General features: G+C 66.4%; 19 protein-coding genes. 9 read left to right on the top strand and 10 right to left on the bottom strand.

The window, feature by feature from the left end; genetic code table 11:
- Positions 1-82 precede the first annotated feature (82 nt).
- A complete protein-coding gene (locus AC58EF_RS02760) occupies positions 83-1198 on the bottom strand; it encodes a membrane dipeptidase (RefSeq protein ID WP_497274309.1) in 1116 nt (371 codons plus the stop codon).
- Between the two features lie 281 nt (positions 1199-1479).
- On the opposite strand from AC58EF_RS02760, the gene AC58EF_RS02765 reads away from it, so the two are divergent.
- The 3 genes from AC58EF_RS02765 to AC58EF_RS02775 all read left to right on the top strand — a co-directional run bounded on the left by AC58EF_RS02765 (position 1480) and on the right by AC58EF_RS02775 (position 4874).
- On the top strand, positions 1480-2517 hold the full coding sequence (locus AC58EF_RS02765) for a rod shape-determining protein (RefSeq protein ID WP_497274310.1): 1038 nt from the start codon (positions 1480-1482) through the stop codon (positions 2515-2517).
- A gap of 79 nt (positions 2518-2596) precedes the next feature.
- On the top strand, positions 2597-3607 hold the full coding sequence (locus AC58EF_RS02770; protein WP_497274312.1) for an aspartate carbamoyltransferase catalytic subunit: 1011 nt from the start codon (positions 2597-2599) through the stop codon (positions 3605-3607).
- Positions 3608-3650: 43 nt separating this feature from the next.
- Entirely contained in the window at positions 3651-4874 is a 1224-nt protein-coding gene (locus tag AC58EF_RS02775) for a dihydroorotase (RefSeq protein WP_497274314.1), read from the top strand.
- A gap of 39 nt (positions 4875-4913) precedes the next feature.
- Here the strand turns inward: AC58EF_RS02775 and AC58EF_RS02780 are convergent, their stop codons facing one another.
- The 6 genes from AC58EF_RS02780 to AC58EF_RS02805 form a co-directional block, all read right to left on the bottom strand.
- On the bottom strand, positions 4914-5603 hold the full coding sequence (locus tag AC58EF_RS02780) for an aspartate/glutamate racemase family protein (protein WP_497274315.1): 690 nt from the start codon (positions 5601-5603) through the stop codon (positions 4914-4916).
- A gap of 141 nt (positions 5604-5744) precedes the next feature.
- Entirely contained in the window at positions 5745-7220 is a 1476-nt protein-coding gene (locus AC58EF_RS02785; RefSeq protein WP_497274317.1) for an NAD(P)(+) transhydrogenase (Re/Si-specific) subunit beta, read from the bottom strand.
- Entirely contained in the window at positions 7220-7504 is a 285-nt protein-coding gene (locus tag AC58EF_RS02790) for an NAD(P) transhydrogenase subunit alpha part 2 (protein WP_066857938.1), read from the bottom strand. The genes AC58EF_RS02785 and AC58EF_RS02790 overlap by 1 nt, the downstream gene beginning before the upstream one ends.
- A 1-nt stretch (position 7505) precedes the next feature.
- Positions 7506-7862, bottom strand: a complete 357-nt coding sequence (locus tag AC58EF_RS02795) for an endonuclease domain-containing protein (protein ID WP_497274319.1) — start codon at positions 7860-7862, stop codon at positions 7506-7508.
- 139 nt (positions 7863-8001) lie between these two features.
- Positions 8002-9126 (bottom strand): NAD(P) transhydrogenase subunit alpha, encoded by a 1125-nt coding sequence (locus tag AC58EF_RS02800; protein ID WP_497274321.1) that lies wholly within the window; start codon positions 9124-9126, stop codon positions 8002-8004.
- Positions 9127-9161: 35 nt separating this feature from the next.
- A complete protein-coding gene (locus AC58EF_RS02805; protein WP_497274323.1) occupies positions 9162-9287 on the bottom strand; it encodes an aa3-type cytochrome c oxidase subunit IV in 126 nt (41 codons plus the stop codon).
- 154 nt (positions 9288-9441) lie between these two features.
- Between AC58EF_RS02805 and AC58EF_RS02810 the strand changes: the two genes are divergently transcribed.
- Together AC58EF_RS02810 and AC58EF_RS02815 are read left to right on the top strand one after the other, a co-directional pair.
- On the top strand, positions 9442-10890 hold the full coding sequence (locus AC58EF_RS02810; protein ID WP_497274324.1) for a sigma-54-dependent transcriptional regulator: 1449 nt from the start codon (positions 9442-9444) through the stop codon (positions 10888-10890).
- 47 nt (positions 10891-10937) lie between these two features.
- Positions 10938-11564 (top strand): hypothetical protein, encoded by a 627-nt coding sequence (locus tag AC58EF_RS02815; RefSeq protein ID WP_497274326.1) that lies wholly within the window; start codon positions 10938-10940, stop codon positions 11562-11564.
- Between the two features lie 6 nt (positions 11565-11570).
- Here AC58EF_RS02815 and AC58EF_RS02820 read toward each other — a convergent pair whose 3' ends face one another.
- Positions 11571-12398 (bottom strand): hypothetical protein, encoded by an 828-nt coding sequence (locus AC58EF_RS02820; protein ID WP_497274328.1) that lies wholly within the window; start codon positions 12396-12398, stop codon positions 11571-11573.
- Positions 12395-13441: a COX15/CtaA family protein gene (locus AC58EF_RS02825; RefSeq protein WP_497274955.1), complete on the bottom strand. Its 1047-nt coding sequence runs from the start codon at positions 13439-13441 to the stop codon at positions 12395-12397. The genes AC58EF_RS02820 and AC58EF_RS02825 overlap by 4 nt, the downstream gene beginning before the upstream one ends.
- 308 nt (positions 13442-13749) lie before the next feature.
- On the opposite strand from AC58EF_RS02825, the gene AC58EF_RS02830 reads away from it, so the two are divergent.
- The 4 genes from AC58EF_RS02830 to AC58EF_RS02845 are packed head-to-tail and all read left to right on the top strand — an operon-like array spanning position 13750 to position 18838.
- On the top strand, positions 13750-15552 hold the full coding sequence (locus AC58EF_RS02830) for an IlvD/Edd family dehydratase (RefSeq protein ID WP_497274330.1): 1803 nt from the start codon (positions 13750-13752) through the stop codon (positions 15550-15552).
- Between the two features lie 37 nt (positions 15553-15589).
- Positions 15590-17167: an aldehyde dehydrogenase (NADP(+)) gene (locus tag AC58EF_RS02835; protein WP_497274331.1), complete on the top strand. Its 1578-nt coding sequence runs from the start codon at positions 15590-15592 to the stop codon at positions 17165-17167.
- A complete protein-coding gene (locus tag AC58EF_RS02840) occupies positions 17164-18087 on the top strand; it encodes a Gfo/Idh/MocA family protein (RefSeq protein WP_497274333.1) in 924 nt (307 codons plus the stop codon). The genes AC58EF_RS02835 and AC58EF_RS02840 overlap by 4 nt, the downstream gene beginning before the upstream one ends.
- Before the next feature lie 16 nt (positions 18088-18103).
- Positions 18104-18838, top strand: a complete 735-nt coding sequence (locus AC58EF_RS02845; protein ID WP_497274335.1) for a FadR/GntR family transcriptional regulator — start codon at positions 18104-18106, stop codon at positions 18836-18838.
- Between the two features lie 203 nt (positions 18839-19041).
- On the opposite strand, the gene AC58EF_RS02850 is transcribed toward AC58EF_RS02845, so the two are convergent.
- Positions 19042-19518 (bottom strand): SspB family protein, encoded by a 477-nt coding sequence (locus AC58EF_RS02850; protein WP_497274336.1) that lies wholly within the window; start codon positions 19516-19518, stop codon positions 19042-19044.
- Between the last annotated feature and the right edge of the window lie 18 nt (positions 19519-19536).

Genomic DNA, 19536 nt, shown 5'->3' on the forward strand with positions numbered 1-19536 from the left:
CCGGCTTCGGCCGGACCGCCGTCAACAGCCAAAAAAGGGGGCGTTCCTTGCGGAGCGCCCCCTTTTTCTTGTCCCGGCCGGGTCAGCCCAGCACCTCGGTCATGACCCGCCGCCAGTTGCCGCCCATGATCCTGTCGATCTCGCGCCCGTTAAAGCGCGCCTTTTCAAGCGCGGCGGCGATGCTGTCCATCCGGTGCATGTCGTTGAGCGCCGGGATCACAACATGCTGTGGGTCCTGCGCGAAACCGGGAATGCCCAGCTTGTCCATGGCGCGCCACCATTCCAGATATTCCTTCACGCCCTCCGCATTGTCATTGTGCAGCTTCACCAGATTTTCCTGGCCGCCGATCGGGAAATCATTGGAAATGCCGACCGCGTCGATGCCCCCGACGCGGATGACATGGCGGATCTGGGCGATCAGATGATCGGTGGTGGGCGCCGCGTCGCGGGTCAGCCAGAAGCTCATCATGAAGATGCCCATCATCCCCCCGCGATCGGCGATCGCCCGGATCACCGTGTCGGATGCGCAGCGGGGATGGTCGACGATCGCCTTGCAGGCGCCATGCGACAGCAGGATCGGCGTGGTGCTGCGCCGCGCCGCTTCCAGCATGGTCGGCTCCGATCCATGCGACACATCGGGGATGATGCGCAGCCTGTTCATCTCCGCCAGCCCCTCCACGCCCAGCGGCGTCAGGCCACTCCAGCGCGGCTCGATCGCGCCTCCGGCGAAGAGATTGTCGTTATGATGGGTGAATTGCAGCACGCGCAGGCCCCGCGTGTGGAAATCGGCAAGGCGCGACAGGTCGGCACCGACCGGCTCGCAGGACTGGAATTGCAGGAAGATGGCGCAGCCCGGCCGGCTGCCGATGTCCGATCCCTTCAGCGCGACATAGGCGGCGTTGCTGTCGCGCAGCCGGGCCACCACCCGGTCGAGCGCCGCGCTGCACTTGGCATAGGTGCGCAGGTAGCGGGGCGTCCCGTTCGCGTCGCGGACTTCCTCAATCTCCGAAATGTCGCAGATGATCCCGTCCAGATGCGCCGTCGACAGTTGCGCCAGATCGTCGGGGAGGAAACTGAGGCCATCCATGAAAAAGGGCCGCCGCGCTCGCTCCATCGTCATGGCGCGTCCCGCCCATCCCATGGCGACGCCGCCGGACAGCAGGGCGAGGGCATGGCGGCGGGAAAGTGGGCTGGGCATATTGCTTCCTTGCATTCTGGAACTGCATCGCCTTACCGCATTCCGCCCTCTCGCCAAGAGCCTGTCCCGGCGGCATCCCCCTTTTCTCGAAAGCGATTGACGCGGTCATTGTCGCGATTTGAATGGACCTGTTCGGCTCATCATGCCGGAATCGCCGTCAGCCGGAGGAATCTGCGGTCTGCGCCCCGTCCGATCACAGGGCCGTTCTATCGCAGCATCCTTCTTCTGCAGACCTGGGCCATGCAGGGCGCGGCTTTGCAAAGGACGAGTTCGCCGCCTCTATGAGACTTCCCCGTTTTCTGTCTTCCACTGCCGGCGACATGGCCATCGATCTGGGTACGGTCAATACGGTCATCTACGTCCGTGATCGCGGGGTGGTGCTCAACGAGCCATCGGTGGTTGCGCTGGAAACGCGGCAGGGCGTTCGCCGGGTGAAGGTGGTCGGCAACGAAGCCAAGCTGATGATGGGCAAGACGCCCTCCGGCATCGAGGCGATCCGTCCCTTGCGCGACGGCGTGATCGCCGATCTCGACATTGCCGAGCAGATGATCCGGCACTTTGTGGGCAAGGCGCTGAGCGGCGGCCGCTATGGCCGGCGGCACGCCATCGTCATCTGCGTGCCGTCGGGGGCGACGATGGTGGAGCGACGCGCCCTTCGCGACGCCGCGTCCAATGCGGGGGCATCGAGCGTGCGCTTGATCGAGGAACCGCTGGCCGCGGCGATCGGCGCGGGACTTCCCGTCACCGAGCCCAGAGGCGCCATGATCGTCGATATCGGCGGCGGGACGACTGAAGTCGCCGTTCTGTCGCTGAGCGGCATCGCCTATAGCGGATCGGCGCGCATCGGCGGCGACCGGATGGACGACGCCATCGCATCCTATATCCGGCGCGCCCATAATCTGCTGATCGGCGAAGCCACGTCCGAACGGGTCAAGTTCCAGATCGGCGCGGCGACGCCGCCTGACGGAGAGGGAGAGCGGATCGTCGTGAAGGGCCGCGATCTCGTCAACGGGCGGCCCGCCGAAATATCGATTACGGAAGCCGAGATCGCGGGCGCGCTGGCGGAGCCGGTCAGTCACATCACGGCCGCCGTCCGCGCCGCGCTGGAGCAGACGCCGCCCGAATTGTCGGCCGACATCATCGATGAAGGGATCACGCTGTCGGGTGGCGGCGCCCTGCTCCACCGGCTGGACGAAGCGCTGGTCGACGCCACCGGCCTGCCGGTCAGGATCGCGGACACGCCGCTCATCTGCGTCGCGAACGGCGCCGGCATGGCGCTGGAGCAACCGGTCTACGAAAATATCCTGGCCACTCTATAACGGGCCGCCCGCTTTTTATCGCGACGTCCCGGCCGTGAGATGTTCCATCCTGTCGGAAATCGCTCTAGAGGGTCGGTTCATGCCCGACATTTTCATTCCCGACGCCCTCCCCCAGTCCTCCGGGCCTGAACTGACCGGGCGGGCACTGTTCCCGCATCGGCATCTGCTGTCGATCGCCGACCTCAAACCATGGGAAATCCGCTTCCTGCTCGATGAGGCGGAACATTGGGCGCAGGCGAACAAGGGCCAGGCGCGCAAGCATGACGGCCGGCTGGCGGGCATGACGCAGATCAACGCCTTTTTCGAGAATAGCACGCGCACCTTGCTGTCGTTCGAAATCGCCGGCAAGCGGCTGGGCGCGGACGTCGTCAACATGCACGCCGGCCAGTCCAGCGTGAAGAAGGGCGAGACGCTGATCGACACCGCCATGACATTGAACGCCATGGCCGCCGACGTCATCGTCATCCGCCACGCCAGTTCGGGCGCGGTGGCGCTGATCGCGGACAAGGTGGACTGCCCGGTGCTGAACGCCGGCGACGGCTGGCACCAGCATCCGACGCAGGCGCTGCTCGACGCGCTGACCATCCGCCGCCGCAAGGGCGGGTTCGAGGGACTGGTGGTCGCCATTTGCGGCGATGTGCTGCACAGCCGCGTTGCCCGCTCCAACATGCTCTGTCTCGCCGCATTGGGCGCACAGGTGCGCGCGGTCGCGCCGCCCACGCTGCTGCCGCCCGAGGTCGAGATGCTGGGCGCCACGCCCTATACGCGCATGGACGAAGGGCTGGACGGCGCCGACGTGGTGATGATGCTGCGCCTGCAGAATGAGCGGATGGACGGGGCCTTCATCCCCTCCCCGCGCGAATATCATGCGCTATACGGCCTGACACCGGAGCGGCTCGCCATCGCCAAGCCCGACGCGCTGGTGATGCATCCCGGTCCGATGAACCGGGGCGTCGAAATCACCAGCACCGTCGCCGATCATCCCGACCGTTCGGCGATCACCGAGCAGGTGGCGATGGGCGTGGCGGTGCGCATGGCGTGCCTGGATGTGCTGACGCGCGGCGCGCGCGGCGTGGAGGGATGGGCTTGAGCATCCCGACCGATGGAGACGTTGTTTTGCCGGGGAACGCCGTATGACTAAAATCGCGATCATCAACGGCAGGCTGGCCGATCCCGCAGCGGACAGCCTCTCCCCCGGCACCGTGCTGATCGAGGGCGACAGGATCGTCGCTGCCGGACAGGTCGACATCCCCGCAGACGCCGAAACCGTCGATGCGCAGGGGCTGGTGGTCGCGCCGGGGCTTGTCGACCTGGGAGTCTTCGCCACCGATAAGCCGGCCTTTCATTTCGGCGGCATCACCCGCGCGGCGCTGATGCCCGACCAGCGCGCCCCGCTGGACGAGGTCGGCCTGATCCGCGAGGCGACGCGCGCGGGCAAGCCCGATTTCTGGGTCCATCCGATCGCGGCGGCCACGCGCGGCCTCAAGGGCGCGGAAATGGCCGAAATGGGCCTGATGCAGGCGGCAGGCGCAAAGGCCGTGGGCACCGGCCGCCAGTGGATCGCCGATTCGGGCGTGATGCTGCGCGTGCTGTCCTATGCCAGCGGGCTGGGCCTCACCCTGATCGCCCATGCCGAGGATGGCGGCCTGACCGCCAAGGCGGTGGCGACCAGCGGCGAAACGGCGACCCGGCTGGGCCTGCCCCACGCTCCGGCCTGCGCCGAAGCGATGGCGATCGCGCGCGACATCATGCTGGTGCGCGAAACCGGCGCGTCGATCCATTTCCGGCTGGTGACGACCAGAGCGGGCTTCGACCTGATCCGCGCCGCCAAGGCGGAAGGGCTGAACGTGACCTGCGGCATCAGCCCGGCCTATCTGTTCCTCAACGACCAGGCGGCGACGGATTTCCGCACTTTCGCCCGCCTTTCCCCGCCGCTGCGATCGGAGAACGATCGGCAGGCCAGCCTCGCCGCGGTTGCCGACGGGACCATCGACGTCATCACCTCCAGCCATGATCCGCGCGGGCCGGAGGACAAGCGCCTCCCCTTCGCCGACGCGGCGCCGGGCATGGCGGGCGCGGAAACGCTGCTCGCCCTCTCGCTCAATCTGGTGCGCGAAGGTCAGGTGACGATCAATCGCCTGATGACTTTGCTCTCCGCCAATCCGGCGCGGATATTGGGCGTCGATGCGGGCAGCTTCGCCGCCGGAAGCGCCGCCGACCTGATCTTCGTCGATCCCGACGCGCCCTGGATCGTGGATTCGGCCAGGATGGCGGCGGCGGCCGGCAACACCCCGTTCGACAAGGTGCCGGTGCAGGGCCGCGCGCGGCGGATCATGAAGGGCGGCGCCTTCCTGTGATGCGGGGCGGCGCTGCGATCGATCGCCGCCGCCAAGCCCTCATCCCAATATGAACTCTACCCCCGCATTGGCGTGGATGCTGGTGCAGTCGTAGATGGGCAGGACATTGGCCTTCACATCGACGATCAGTTCCAGCTCGGTGCAGGCCAGCACCACCGCCTGCACATTCTGCTTGGCGATGTCGGTCAGTTCCGACTTCATGTAACGCTCGGATTCGCGGCTGATCTTGCCCACGGTCAGTTCGTCATAGACGATGCGGTCGATCCGTTCGGCCAGTTCCATGTCGGCGGGCAACAGCGAGACGCCGTGCGACACCAGCCGCTGGCGATAGAATTTTTCCGTCATCACGTTGCGCGTGCCGATCAGCGCCGCCTTTTCCACGCCGTCGGCCTGCATCTTCTTGCCGACGCGCTCGGCGATGTGGAGGATGGGGATGCCGACCGCGCCCTGCACCTGATCGTAGACGCGGTGCATCGAATTGGCGCAGATCAGCAGCGCGCCCGCGCCCGCCGTCTCCAGCCGCCGCGCCGCGTCGATCAGATGGACGGTGGCCGCATCCCAATCCTCTTCGGTCGTGCAGCCCGCGACGGAGGCGAAGTCCAGGCTGTCGATCAGCAGCGGCGCGCTGTGCTGGCCCCCCTTGGCACGATGCACCGCCTTGTTGATGATCTCATAATAGCGGGCGGTGGAGGTCCAACTAAGACCGCCGATCAGGCCGAGTTTGTGCATATCGCTCCCGTTTGCCGGGGCAATTGAAAAGTCACCCAACCCCGTTCGGGCTGAGCTTGTCGAAGCCCCGTCCTTTCCCTTTTAAGGAAGAACAGCCCTTCGACAAGCTCAGGGCGAACGGAAGTTGGGTCCGCCCATCGTTTAGTGGGCAAGCCCCTTGACGATTTCCTCGACCATCTTCTTGGCGTCGGCCAGCAGCATCATGGTGTTGTCCATGTAGAACACCTCATTGTCGACGCCGGCATAGCCCGCGCCGCCCATGGAGCGTTTCACGAACAGCACCGACTTGGCGTTGGCGACGTCCAGGATCGGCATACCGTAGATGGGCGACGTCTTGTCGGTCTTGGCCGCCGGGTTGGTGACGTCGTTCGCGCCGATGACGAAGGCGACGTCGGCCTGGCCGAACTCGCTGTTGATATCCTCCAGCTCGAACACCTCGTCATAGGGGACGTTGGCTTCGGCCAGCAGCACGTTCATATGGCCGGGCATACGGCCTGCGACCGGATGGATCGCATATTTGACGCTGACGCCTTCCTTCTTGAGCAGGTCGCCCATCTCGCGCAGCGCGTGCTGTGCCTGGCTGACCGCCATGCCGTAGCCCGGCACGATGATGACGCTGTCCGCCTGCTTCATCAGGAAGGCCGCGTCCTCGGCCGACCCGCGCTTGTAGGGGCGGTCGACCGCCGCCGCGCCGCCGCCGGATGGGCCGGATTCGGCGCCAAAGCCGCCGGCGATCACGCTGATGAAGCTGCGGTTCATCGCCTTGCACATGATGTAGGACAGGATCGCACCCGAAGACCCCACCAGCGCGCCGGTGATGATCATCGCGGTATTGCCCAGGGTGAAGCCCATGGCCGCCGCCGCCCAGCCGGAATAGCTGTTCAGCATCGACACCACGACCGGCATGTCCGCGCCGCCGATCGGGATGATCAGCAGGAAGCCGATGATGAAGGACATGGCGATAACCGTCCAGAACAGCCAATGTGGTTGAAAACCTCCCGCGAAAACCGCGATCAGTCCTAAAATCGCAAACAAAGTCCCCAGATTTATGACATGGCGCAACGGCAGCATGATTGGCTTGCCCGACATATTGCCATTCAATTTGAGAAACGCGATTACCGAACCCGAGAAGGTGATTGCACCGATCGCTACGCCTAGCCCCATCTCGATAGCACTAAGAGGGTTAATCCATTCGTCTCGGCCACAACCTACGATCCCGCCGTGAGGACCGAGGCAATCGGAGAATCGCACACCCATTCCGATGCCGAAAGCGCCGGGATTGAGATAGGCGGCCGCGCCGACCAGCACGGCGGCCATGCCGACCAGGCTGTGGAAGGCGGCGACCAGCTGCGGCATCGCCGTCATCGCGATCCGCCGGGCGATCAGGAAGCCGATGCCGCCGCCCACGATGATCGCGCCGACGATTTCGGGCAGGCTGACGACATCATGGGTGTAGAGCGTGGTCACGACCGCGATGGCCATGCCGATCATGCCCATGCGGTTGCCGCGCCGGCTGGTGGCCGGGCTGGACAGGCCGCGCAGCGCCAGGATGAAGAGGATGCCGGCGATCAGATAGGCCAGCGCCACGAAGGGAGAGACAGGAGCAAGCTCGTGCATCACTTGCGCTCCTTCTTCTTGTACATGGCGAGCATCCGCTCAGTAACCGCAAAGCCGCCGAAGATATTGACCGATGCAAAGACCACCGCGACCAGCCCCAGCACCTTGGCGGCGATGCTGCCCGCCTCCGCCGACGCGACCAGCGCGCCGACGATGATGACCGAAGAAATCGCGTTCGTGACCGCCATCAACGGCGTGTGGAGCGCCGGCGTCACCGACCAGACCACATAATAGCCGACGAAACACGCCAGCACGAAAATCGACAGGATGGAGATGAAGTCCATTCTAGTCCTCCCCTATTAACTCGCCCGTCCTCGCACGAATGCCGGCAAGGACATTGTCCAGATCATTGATGATCGTGACGGCTGGGATGCGCAGGACATGGAAGCCCCGCTGCGCAAACCAGAAGTCACGTTGCTCGTCCCGCTTCGGCGCATCACCCCGATCATGCGCCTCGCCATCCACCTCGATCACCAGCCGCGCTTCGTGACAGTAAAAGTCTGCGACATAGGGACCGGAGGGATGCTGACGGCGGAATTTCAACCCCTCGGGCCGCTGACGGAGAGCCTGCCAAAGCAGAACTTCCGGCTTTGACATCGCCTTTCGCAACTGCCGCGCCCGGTTTACCTGTCCTTGCAGCATTCTCATCCTCCCCTGTAAGGGGAGGTGGCTGGCCGCAGGCCAGACGGAGGGGTGTCCCGCTCCTGATAGGGTGACACCCCACCACCGCCTTCGGCGGTCCCCCTCCCCTTACAGGGGAGGATGGGAGCCAGCCTCATGCTCACCCCGCCAGCAACCGTTCGTTCACTACCTTGCCGCCCTGGGTCAGGCGGATGGCGTTGCCGATTTCCTCGTCCAGCACCGGCGCGTTCTTTTCCTTGTCCCAGAAGGCGGACAGGAAGTTGAACAGGTTGCGCGAGAAGAGCGCCGAAGTGTCCGCCGCCAGCCGCGACGGCACGTTGCGGTGGCCGACGATCTTGACGCCGTGGCGCTCGACCACTTCGCCGGCGACCGCGCCCTCGACATTGCCGCCCTGCTCGACCGCAAGGTCGACGATCACGCTGCCCGGCTTCATCGTCGCGATCTGCGCGTCGGTGATGAGCCGCGGCGCGGGACGGCCGGGGATCAGCGCGGTGGTGATGACGATGTCCTGCTTGGCGATGTGCGACGACACCAACTCCGCCTGCGCCGCCTTATACTCGTCGGACATTTCGGTGGCGTAGCCGCCGGCGCCCTCGCCCTCGATGCCCGCGACCTTCTCCACGAAGATCGCCTTGGCGCCGAGCGATTCGATCTGCTCCTTGGTCGCGGCGCGGACGTCGGTGGCGGACACCTGCGCGCCCAGACGCCGCGCGGTGGCGATCGCCTGGAGGCCGGCGACGCCGACGCCCATGATGAACGCCTTGGCCGCCGACACCGTGCCGGCCGCCGTCATCATCATCGGGAAAGCCTTGCCATATTCGGCGGCGGCGTCGAGCACCGCCTTGTAACCGGACAGGTTCGACTGGGACGAAAGAATATCCATCGACTGGGCGCGGGTGATGCGCGGCATGAACTCCATCGCCAGCGCCTCGAATCCGGCGGCGGCATAGGCGTCGACGCGCGCGCGATCGCCAAAGGGATTGAGGCCGGCCGCAATCCAGGCGCCGGGCCGGGCGCCGGCCAGACTGTCGGGTGCAGGACCCTGCACCCCCAATATGATGTCCGCGCCGGCGACCGTCGCGCCGCGATCGGCCACCGTCGCGCCGGCGGCCGCATAGTCTGCATCGGCGATCGACGCCGTCAGCCCGGCGCCGGCCTCCACGGCCACTTCGGCGCCCAGCGCCTTGAATTTCTTGACGGTTTCGGGCGTCGCGGCGACGCGCCGTTCCCCCGCCGCCTGTTCCTTCACTACCGCAATTTTCATATTCGTCGCACCCCCTCCTGATCCTGATCTTCCGCTCAGCTGGAAATCAGCAGCACCACGATGGCGGCAACGATGACGCTGGCGACGGTTCCCCATTTCATCAGGCCGACGAAACCCTGATAGGTTTCGTTCGCGCTTTTCATATGTCCTTCAGTCGACATATTCGCTCCTCCTCCTGTGCTCTTCGCGGCCCACCTCTTATCCTGTCGCCCTTCCCCCCTCAACCCAAAGGCCGACAAGAAAATCTTTCGCGGTTAAGCACGCCTTTACCCCTGCGCGTTAGCCATTGACGCCTGTTGCACTTGAGGGGTGAAGATGGCGCGCGACGGCATACCGATGCTGATGCTGATCGATGACGAACCGGCACAGCGACGGCTGGTTTCGGCGCTGGCGTCCCGCGCCGGATGGCGCACCATCTTCGCACAGGACGGCGAGACGGCGATAGCGACGCTGGGCACGCAGGACGGGATGCGGCTCGACGCCATCATCCTCGACCAGTGGAGTCCCGACTTCAACCCCTCCTCCCTCATCCGCGAGATTCGCGCGCGGCGCCCCGCGCTCCCGCTGCTGGTCCTGACCGCCCATAATCAGGTCGCCGACGCGGTCGAGGCCATGCGGGCGGGCGCGACAGATTATCTTTCCAAGCCGATCGCCCCGGACCGGCTGCTCGCCGCCCTCAACGCGACCCTGGCCGAAGGCGGCGCGGCCGGCGAACTGCGCCCGTTGACCGAGAAGATCACCGCTCCCCTCTCCTTCGAGGATGTGGTCGGTTCCGCACCGCTGTTCCGCGCCGCGCTCGCCATCGCGGCCAAGGCGGCACGCGCGCGCGTCCCCATGCTGATCGAGGGGGAAAGCGGCGTCGGCAAGGATGTGATCGCCTGCGCCGTCCACGCCGCGTCGCCCCGCCACAAGCAGCCGATGATTACGGTCAATTGCGGCGCCATTCCCGACAATCTGGTCGAATCGGAACTGTTCGGTCATGAACGCGGCGCCTTCACCGGCGCGTTCGACCGGCATGTCGGCAAATTCGTGTCGGCCGACATGGGCACCATCTTCCTAGACGAAGTGAGCGAGATGCCGCTCGACGCGCAGGTCAAGCTGCTGCGTGTCCTCCAGGACGGCGAAGTGCAGCCGATCGGCGCGCGCCGCCCGGTCCATGTCGACGTGCGCGTCATCGCCGCCACCAACAAGCGGCTGATAGACGAGATCGAGGCGGGCCGATTCCGCGAGGATCTCTATTATCGCCTCAACGTCGTCCAGTTGACCGTCCCGCCGCTGCGCGAGCGGATGGGCGACATTCCCGCGCTCTGCCGCCACCTGCTCGCCCGCATCGCGACCCAGCCAGGGCTGCGCAGCCTGGGCCTGACCGACGATGCGCTCTCGCTGCTGATGCAGCATCCCTGGCCGGGCAATGTCCGCCAGTTGCAGAACGCCCTCTTCCGCGCCGCCGTGCTGTGCGAGGGCGATGCATTGACGCCGCAGGATTTCCCGCAGATCGCGGCGCAGATCCGGATCGGGGAAACCGCCGGCCGCATCGGCGCCCGCCCCCGCGTGGTCGGCCAGCCCCATCGCGACGGCGCCGGCATCACCCTGTTCGAGGTCGACGGCCATGTCCGCCAGCTCGCCGAAATCGAGGCCGACGTCATCCGCCTCGCCATCGGTCATTATCGCGGACGCATGACCGAAGTCGCCCGCCGTCTGGGGATCGGCCGGTCTACGCTCTACCGCAAGCTCGCCGAACTGGGCATCGACAGCGCCGCCTGACGGGCTATGGCGTTGAAATCTGCCCGCGCCTATGCTTTGGACGGGGCATGAAGAACGTCCCCCTCGCCGCCTGCCTGCCCATCCTGCTGCTCGCCGCCTGTGGCCGCACCGAACCGGTGGCGGACATGCCGAACCAGGAGGAACTGGCCGCAGCCGCCAACGCCGCAGCCGCCAATGCCATCGCCAACCAGAAGTCGGACGAAACACCCGACAGCCGCAACTATGTGAATATCGAGCATGGTTTTTCCGTCACCCTCCCCGAAGGCTGGGTGATGGACAAGGGCGCCAGCAATGCCGAGGGGGTGGTCTATCAAGACCCCGGCGCGGGCGCCGATGTCCGCGTCTTCTGGCAGAAGAATGAAGGCGACCAGACGCTCCAGCAGATTGTCGAGGCGCTCAGCAACGGCGCCGAAGGGGTCGATGGCGACTTTGTCGGCGACAATGAATATCGCGGCACGGCCAATGACGGCGAAGGCAATAATGTCGCCGTGCGCCTGCTCCGCCAGCCCGACGGATCGATCGTCACCGCGACCTTCGTCTATCCCGAAATGCTGAGCGAGCAATATCAGGGCATTGCCGACACGCTGCTCACGAGCCTGCGGGTCTTCGCACCGAAGCGGGAGGCGGAGGCGGCCGCGACCGCTCCGGCAGCCAACGCGGCCACCGCGCCCTGATCCGCGTCAGCGGGTGGCGGCGTCGCTCTCCGTCAGTTCGCGCGTTTCGCTCAGCGTCTTCGCGCCCAGCGTCAGGTCGCGGGTCTGCTGCTCGACCAGGCCGGTCCGCGTCGACAGGCCATAGCGCACCGCCACCTGCACGCCGTTCCCGGCCAGCGCCTCCTCCAGCCTGAACCGGTCGCCCTCGCGCTGCGTCAGCCGCAATACGCCCTCGACATTCACCGGCCGACCCAGCGGCGATCCCGCCACGGTGCGCACGCCGCGCCCCGCCGCCTCATCCTCCACCTCCCCGCCGGCGAAGAGGAACAGCGGCCGATATTCGCCGGCGAGCAGCGCCAGCCGCCCCTCCGACGACAGGCCGGCGAAAAGCGCCTGCACCGCGCCGGCGGCGCGATATTGGGCGGAATCGGGCGCGAAGCCCTCCATCATCCTGGCCAGCCCCTGTTCGACCGACGACCAGACCCGGTCCATATCGTCCAGCCCGACGATCTTGCCCTTCGCATCGATGCGGAACCCCATCTCCACCCCGATCAGCGGGGTCAGCGCCGCGCGCCAGGATTGGGTGGCGGCGGCGGGCGCGTCACTGTCGATGGTGCGCAGCGCGGCATGGAGCAGCCAGGCGTCGCCCACCCGCTCGAAGCGCAGGCTGCGGGTCGCGCTGAACCGGCTTTTCTGCCCGTCGACGGTCCGGTTCTGGTCGATGCGGTAGACAAGATCATGGCCGACCGGCGGCGCGAAGGCGATGGGGACAAGTTCGGCCGCCGCCGGTTGCGCCGCCAGGGCGAGCAGGAGGGGCGTCAGTCTCCCGATCGTCATCGCCACCGGCACGCTCATGCGCGGCGCCGCCCGATGGCATGGGCGCCCCAGGCGGCCGACGCCACCACCAGCGCGCCGACCGCCTGATGCAGCACCGCCAGCGGTAGCGCGATGCCGCTGATGACGGTGGCGATGCCCAGCAGCACTTGCGTGCCGACGGTGGCGTTGATCGCGATCGACGCGCCGCGCTGCCCGGCCTTCTTCGCGCGCCGCGCCAGCAGGATCAGCAACGCCGCCGTCACCCAGGCCCACCAGCGATGGATGAAATGGACCAGATAGGGATCGGACGAGACGGTGGCCCAGAGCGACCCCATCCAGCTGATCCCCTCCGGCACCAGATGATCGTTCATCAGCGGCCATGTATTGGAGACATAGCCCGCATCCAGCCCGGCGGTGAACGCGCCGAACAGCAGTTGCGCGAACAGCGTCAGCAAGGCCGCCAGCGCGAAAGGCCGCATCCGCGCCGGCCGCGCCGCCGGATGGCGCGCCAGCATCAGCAGGTCGAGCGCGGTCCAGATAAGGCCACCCATGATGAAAAGCGCGGTCAGCAGATGCACCGCCAGCCGATAGTGGCTGACGTCGGTGCGCACCGACAGGCCCGATTCCACCATCCACCAGCCGATCGCCCCCTGCAACCCGCCCAGCGCCAGCAAGGCGGTCAGCCGCCAGCCATAGCCGGCCGGGATCGCCCGCTTCCATGCAAACCAGATCAGCGGCAGCGCGAAGGCGACGCCAATCAGCCGCCCCAGCAGCCGGTGCGCCCATTCCCAGAAAAAGATGAACTGGAAATCGCCCAGGGTCATGCCGCGGTTGATCTCCCGATATTCGGGGATCTGCTGGTAGAGACGGAACGCCTCCATCCACTGGTCATGGGTCAGCGGCGGGATGGCGCCGGTGATCGGCTTCCATTGGGTGATCGACAGGCCGGATTCGGTCAGGCGGGTAACGCCGCCCACGACCACCATGCAGAAGACCAGAATGGCCACGGCGAGCAGCCAGCGGGCGATGGCGCGCGGCGCGGCGGCGGTGGGGAAGCGGAGGACGGATGCGGAAGCGGTCATCGCCGTTCCATGCGCCGCGACACCGCCGGTTTCAAGAGCATAGCGGATGGACAAAAGGTCCGGGTCGGCAGGTCGGCGGGAGATGATCCCGATCATGGCGGTATCGGGCGGTATCGGTTGCGATCTTGCCGGGACAGGCAGGACTGGCGACAATCCCGACACCGAAATAGACATTTCCAGATCGATTCCACGATAGGCGACGAATTCAGCCCCGGACCCGCCATGCGTCCTTGAAAAGTTATTTGTATGAGTATATCGGAAAAGCGAGCGCGCGGAAGCGCCCCGTCTTTTTTCGTCAGGATGCCTCAATGAGCGATTCGCCCAAGACTGCCCCGAAGCTGCGCAGCCGCGCCTGGTTCGACAACCCAGACAATATCGACATGACCTCGCTCTATCTGGAGCGTTACCTGAACTTCGGCCTCAGCCTGGAAGAATTGCGCAGCGGCAAGCCGATCATCGGCATCGCCCAGACCGGCAGCGACCTGTCGCCCTGCAACCGCCATCATATCGTGCTGGCCGAGCGGATGCGCGAAGGCATTCGCGAAATGGGCGGCATCGCCCTCGAATTTCCCGTCCATCCGATCCAGGAAACCGGCAAGCGTCCGACCGCAGGACTTGACCGCAACCTGGCCTATCTGGGCCTGGTCGAGGCCCTGTACGGCTATCCGCTCGACGGCGTGATCCTGACCACCGGCTGCGACAAGACCACCCCGGCGCTGCTGATGGCCGCCGCCACCGTCAACATCCCGGCGATCGCCCTGTCGGTCGGCCCGATGCTCAATGGCTGGCACAAGGGCGAGCGCACCGGATCGGGCACGATCGTGTGGCATGGCCGTCAATTGCTGGCCGCCGGCAAGATCGACGACGAAGGCTTCATCAAGCTGGTCGCGTCGTCGGCGCCCTCGACCGGTTTCTGCAACACCATGGGCACCGCCAGCACCATGAATGCGCTGGCCGAAGCGCTGGGCATGATGCTGCCGGGCAGCGCGGCGATCCCCGCCCCCTATCGCGACCGTCAGGAAGCCGCCTATCGCACCGGCAAGCGCATCGTGGAAATGGTGCATGAGGACCTCAAGCCCTCCGACATCATGACGCTCGACGCCTTCCACAACGCCATCGTCGCCAACTCGGCGATCGGCGGTTCGACCAACGCGCCGATCCACCTGGCCGCCATCGCCCGCCACATGGGCGTCGAGCTACCGCTCAAGGATTGGGAGACGGTCGGGCACAAGGTGCCGCTGCTGGTCAACATGCAGCCGGCCGGCGAATATCTGGGCGAGGATTATTACCGCGCCGGCGGCCTGCCCGCCGTCATCAGCCAGCTGATCGATCAGGGCCTGATCCGCGAGGGCGCGATGACCGTCAATGGCAAGACCATGGGCGAAAATTGCAAGGGCGTGGAGATAGAGGATGAGAAGGTCATCCGCCCCTTCAACCGGCCGCTGAAGGAAGAAGCGGGCTTCCTGGTCCTGTCGGGCAATCTGTTCGACGCGGCGGTGATGAAGACCAGCGTCATCAGCCAGGAATTTCGCGACCGCTATCTGTCCAACCCGGACGATCCCGAAGCCTTTGAAGGCCCGGCGGTCGTGTTCGACGGGCCGGAGGATTATCACCACCGCATCGACGATCCGGCCACCGGCATCACCCCCGACACGCTGCTGTTCATGCGCGGCGCCGGCCCGATCGGTTATCCGGGCGCGGCAGAAGTCGTGAACATGCGTCCGCCCGCCTATCTCATCACCGAAGGCGTGTCCGCCCTGCCCTGCATCGGCGACGGCCGCCAGTCGGGCACGTCGGGTAGCCCCTCCATCCTCAACGCCTCGCCCGAAGCGGCGGCGATGGGTGGCCTCGCCCTGCTGGAAACCGGCGACCGGGTTCGCATGGACCTGAAGGCCGGCACAGTGAACGTTCTGATTTCCGACGCGGAACTGGAAGCGCGCCGCGCGAAGCTGGTGGCCGAGGGCGGCTATCAATATCCCGCCTCGCAGACCCCCTGGCAGGAAATCCAGCGCTCGGTCGTCGGCCAGATGAACAGCGGCGCCATCCTGGAAGGCGCGGAGAAATATCAGCGCATCGCCCAGACCATGGGCCTGCCGCGCGACAATCACTGAGCAATCTCTCTTCCCGATTCCCACAGGAGAACATCCCATGTTCAACGGAGCCATCCTCATCGGCGCGCGCGAGCGCAACGGCGGTGAGCCTTTCTACGCGATCAACCCGGCCACCGGCGAAAAGGGCGAGGTCGCCTTCTCCAGCGCCATGCCCCCGCAAGTCGATGAAGCGGCCGCGCTGGCCGACGCCGCGTTCGAAAGCTTTTCGACCCTGTCGCCGGACGCCCGCGCGACCTTCATGGAAACCGTGGCCGACAATATCATGGGCATCGGCGACCTGCTGATCGAAACCGCCATGGCCGAAACCGGCCTGCCGCGCGCCCGTCTGGAGGGCGAGCGTGGCCGCACCATCGGCCAGCTGCGCCTGTTCGCCAGCTATGTGCGCCTGGGCGACTGGCTCGACGCCACCATCGACAAGGCGCTGCCCGATCGCGCGCCGCTGCCGCGCGCGGACCTGCGCCGCGTCAACCATTCGGTCGGCCCCGTCGCCGTGTTCGGCGCGTCCAACTTCCCGCTCGCCTTCTCGGTCGCCGGTGGTGACACCGCCGCCGCCTTCGCCGCCGGCTCGCCCGTTATCGTCAAGGGCCACAGCGCCCATCCCGGCACCGGCGAACTGGTCGCCCGCGCCATCCAGGCGGCGGTCAAGGCTTGCGGCCTGCATGAAGGGGTCTTCTCCTACCTGCCGGGTGCCAACCGCGCGCTGGGCGGGTCGCTGGTCGCCGATCCTCGCATCAAGGCCGTGGGCTTCACCGGTTCGCGCGGCGGCGGCACGGCGCTGATGAAGATCGCCGCCGAACGCGCCGAGCCGATCCCGGTCTATGCCGAAATGTCGTCGATCAACCCGGTCGTGCTGCTGCCCGGCGCGCTCGCGTCGCGCGCCGAAGCCATGGGCGCCGCCTTCGTCGGCTCGCTGACCATGGGGTCGGGCCAATTCTGCACCAACCCCGGCCTAGTCATCGCGCTCGACGGCCCGGACCTCGACAAATTCGTCGCCGCCGCCGCCGCCGCGCTCTCGGGCGCCGCGCCGCAGGTCATGCTGACGCCCGGCATCCACGACGCCTATGAAAAGGGCGTCGCTGCGCTGGTCGGCGCGGAAGGCGTCACCACCATCGCCCGCGGCACCGACCCGGAAGGCGTGAACCGTGGCCAGGCCGCTTTCTTCGCGACCGACAGCGCGACCTTCGCGTCCAACCCGGTGCTGTCCGAAGAAGTCTTCGGTTCGTCGTCGGTCCTGATCCGCTGCGCCAGCATCGAAGAGATCATCGCGACCATCGCGGGTCTGGAAGGCCAGCTGACCGCGACGCTCCAGATCGGCGAAGGCGATGAAGGCGACGCCACCAGACTGCTCCCTACCCTGTCGCGCAAGGTCGGTCGCATCCTGACCAACGGCTGGCCCACCGGCGTCGAAGTGACCCATGCCATGGTCCATGGCGGTCCCTTCCCGTCGACCGCCGATGGCCGCTCCACCTCGGTCGGCACGCTGGCGATGATGCGCTTCCTGCGCCCCGTCTGCTATCAGGACGTGCCGGACGCGCTGCTGCCCGCCGCGTTGCAGGACGCCAACCCCTGGGGCCTGACGCGCCGCATCGAAGGCAGGCTGGAAGTCGCAGCATGACGATCCGGGCAGGTCTCGTCGGCCTCGGCAAGATCGCGCGCGACCAGCATCTGCCCGCGATCGACAAGATCGACGGCATCGAACTGGTCGCCGTCGCCAGCCGCAACGCGCAGGGGGAAGGGGTGAACAACTATCCCGACCTTGGCGCGATGCTGGCGGGCGAAGCCGATCTGGACGCCGTCATCCTCTGCCAGCCGCCGCAGGTCCGCTATCAGGCGGCGCGGCAGGCGCTGCTGGCGGGCAAGCATGTCTTCCTGGAAAAGCCGCCGGGCGCGACCGTGTCCGAAGTGGAGGCGCTGACCGCGCTGGCCCAGCGCCAGGGCGTGACGCTCTATGCCAGCTGGCACAGCCGCTACGCCGCCGCCGTGGCCCAGGCCAAGGCGTGGATCGCCGAGCGCAAGGTGGAGCGGATCGACATCCAGTGGCGCGAGGATGTGCGCCACTGGCATCCGGGCCAGCCCTGGATCTGGGAAGCGGGCGGTTTCGGCGTGTTCGATCCGGGCATCAACGCCCTGTCGATCCTGACCGAGATCGTCGGCGAGCCGATCACCGTCCTGTCCGCCTCCCTCGAAGTGCCGTCGAACAAGCAGGCGCCGATCGGCGCGACGCTGGCCATGGCGACGGCTTCGGGCGCGGCGATCGACACGGTGTTCGACTGGCGCCAGAGCGGGCCACAGACGTGGGACATCGCGGTCGAGACCGACAAGGGCAGCCTGCTCCTGTCCGAAGGCGGCAACAGCCTGCGCCTCGACGGCGAAGTGCAGATGAAGGCGCCGGACGAGGAATATCCGTCCATGTATCGCCGCTTCGTCGGGCTGGTGGCGGACAAGGCGATCGACGCCGACACCGCGCCGCTGCGTTTGGTGGCCGATGCCTTCCTTTGCGGACGGCATTGCCCTACGGCTGCGTTTGAGGACTGACATAAAGGGAAGAAGCATGGGGAGCGCGCGACAGGACGGACCGTTCGGATCGGACGAAGGCGCGCTCCGCATCCATCAGGCGATCGCCCGCGATCTGGGCACCGCCATATTGACCGGCAAGCACAAGCCCGGCGACCTGTTCGAGGGCGAGATCGAGGCGTCCGAGCGCCTGGGCGTATCGCGCACCGCCTATCGGGAGGCCGTGCGCATCCTGATCGCCAAGGGGATGCTGGAAAGCCGGCCCAAGGCCGGCACCCGCGTCCTGCCCCGCGCGCGCTGGAACGTGCTGGACCCCGAAATGCTCGCCTGGATGTTTGCTGGCGAGCCGGACGCCCATTTCATCCGCGACCTGTTCGAACTGCGTGGCGTGATCGAACCCGCCGCCGCCGAATTCGCCGCGCGCCGCCGCACCGAGGAGCAGCTGGCGGTGATGGACGCGGCCCTGGCGGAGATGGGGCGCTATGGCCTTTCCACGCCCGAGGGCCGCGCCGCCGACCAGCGGTTCCATCACGCCATCCTGGCCGCCACGCATAATGACGCGCTGGAGGCGCTGGCGAGTTCGGTGGGGGCGGCGGTCAGCTGGACCACGACATTCAAGCATCGCAAAAAGCTGCTGCCGCGCGACCCCCTGCCCGACCATCAGGCCGTGCACCGGGCGATCGCCGCGCGCGACACCGCGGCGGCGCGCGACGCCATGGCCGAACTGCTGCGGCTGGCGCTGGCCGACATGGACATCGCCCTGTCGGAATAGGCGGTCCGCCCCGGACCGTTCGGGCCGAACCGGCCGAAAGCCCCTGTCTTATAGCGAGATGACTTTGGATTGAATCGTCATTGCGAGCGAAGCGAAGCAATCCATGGTCACGCGCTATGGATTGCTTCGCTTCGCTCGCAATGACGAGATGAATTCATCCGAGTCTAAAAAAAAGAAAAACCCCGCCTTCGCGGCGCTTTCCCTTATTTCTTCTTGCCGAAGTCCACCGTCACGACGTTGGAGCCATCCTCCGTCTTCACCGACGGCGCATCATTCTCCGCCTCGTCATGCGGCTCGGGCGGTTCGTCGGCCTGGACCTGGAACTGGAGCGCGAAGTTGACCGCCGGATCGACGAAGGCGGTGATCGCGCTGAAGGGGATGACGAGGTGCGCGGCCACCTGGTTGAAGGTCAGGCTGACCTCGAAATGCACGTCGCTGACCTTCAGATCCCAGAATTTATTCTGGAGCACGATCGTCATTTCGTCCGGGAAACGCTCGATCAGATGCTTGGGGATGTCGACGCCCGGCGCCTGGGTCTTGAAGGTGATGTAGAAATGATGCGCGCCCGGCAGACCGCCGGTCTGCTGCACCTCGCCCAGCACCCGGCCGACGACCGCGCGCAGGGCCTCCTGCACGATTTCGTCATAGGGAATCAAGCTGTCGGGCAGATCATCACTCATGCCCCAATGTCCTAGCGG

Source organism: Sphingobium sp. WR1 (genome assembly GCF_059693745.1).

Bases quoted from the DNA above. Each gene is read 5' to 3' on its own strand.
- AC58EF_RS02780 (WP_497274315.1), bottom strand. From the start codon at position 5,603: ATGCACAAACTCGGCCTGATCGGCGGTCTTAGTTGGACCTCCACCGCC.
- AC58EF_RS02840 (WP_497274333.1), top strand. From the start codon at position 17,164: ATGACGATCCGGGCAGGTCTCGTCGGCCTCGGCAAGATCGCGCGCGAC.
- AC58EF_RS02770 (WP_497274312.1), top strand. From the start codon at position 2,597: ATGCCCGACATTTTCATTCCCGACGCCCTCCCCCAGTCCTCCGGGCCT.
- AC58EF_RS02765 (WP_497274310.1), top strand. From the start codon at position 1,480: ATGAGACTTCCCCGTTTTCTGTCTTCCACTGCCGGCGACATGGCCATC.
- AC58EF_RS02800 (WP_497274321.1), bottom strand. From the start codon at position 9,126: ATGAAAATTGCGGTAGTGAAGGAACAGGCGGCGGGGGAACGGCGCGTC.
- AC58EF_RS02850 (WP_497274336.1), bottom strand. From the start codon at position 19,518: ATGAGTGATGATCTGCCCGACAGCTTGATTCCCTATGACGAAATCGTG.
- AC58EF_RS02785 (WP_497274317.1), bottom strand. From the start codon at position 7,220: ATGCACGAGCTTGCTCCTGTCTCTCCCTTCGTGGCGCTGGCCTATCTG.
- AC58EF_RS02825 (WP_497274955.1), bottom strand. From the start codon at position 13,441: ATGACCGCTTCCGCATCCGTCCTCCGCTTCCCCACCGCCGCCGCGCCG.
- AC58EF_RS02795 (WP_497274319.1), bottom strand. From the start codon at position 7,862: ATGCTGCAAGGACAGGTAAACCGGGCGCGGCAGTTGCGAAAGGCGATG.
- AC58EF_RS02775 (WP_497274314.1), top strand. From the start codon at position 3,651: ATGACTAAAATCGCGATCATCAACGGCAGGCTGGCCGATCCCGCAGCG.
- AC58EF_RS02845 (WP_497274335.1), top strand. From the start codon at position 18,104: ATGGGGAGCGCGCGACAGGACGGACCGTTCGGATCGGACGAAGGCGCG.
- AC58EF_RS02815 (WP_497274326.1), top strand. From the start codon at position 10,938: ATGAAGAACGTCCCCCTCGCCGCCTGCCTGCCCATCCTGCTGCTCGCC.
- AC58EF_RS02810 (WP_497274324.1), top strand. From the start codon at position 9,442: ATGGCGCGCGACGGCATACCGATGCTGATGCTGATCGATGACGAACCG.
- AC58EF_RS02820 (WP_497274328.1), bottom strand. From the start codon at position 12,398: ATGAGCGTGCCGGTGGCGATGACGATCGGGAGACTGACGCCCCTCCTG.
- AC58EF_RS02805 (WP_497274323.1), bottom strand. From the start codon at position 9,287: ATGTCGACTGAAGGACATATGAAAAGCGCGAACGAAACCTATCAGGGT.
- AC58EF_RS02835 (WP_497274331.1), top strand. From the start codon at position 15,590: ATGTTCAACGGAGCCATCCTCATCGGCGCGCGCGAGCGCAACGGCGGT.
- AC58EF_RS02790 (WP_066857938.1), bottom strand. From the start codon at position 7,504: ATGGACTTCATCTCCATCCTGTCGATTTTCGTGCTGGCGTGTTTCGTC.
- AC58EF_RS02760 (WP_497274309.1), bottom strand. From the start codon at position 1,198: ATGCCCAGCCCACTTTCCCGCCGCCATGCCCTCGCCCTGCTGTCCGGC.
- AC58EF_RS02830 (WP_497274330.1), top strand. From the start codon at position 13,750: ATGAGCGATTCGCCCAAGACTGCCCCGAAGCTGCGCAGCCGCGCCTGG.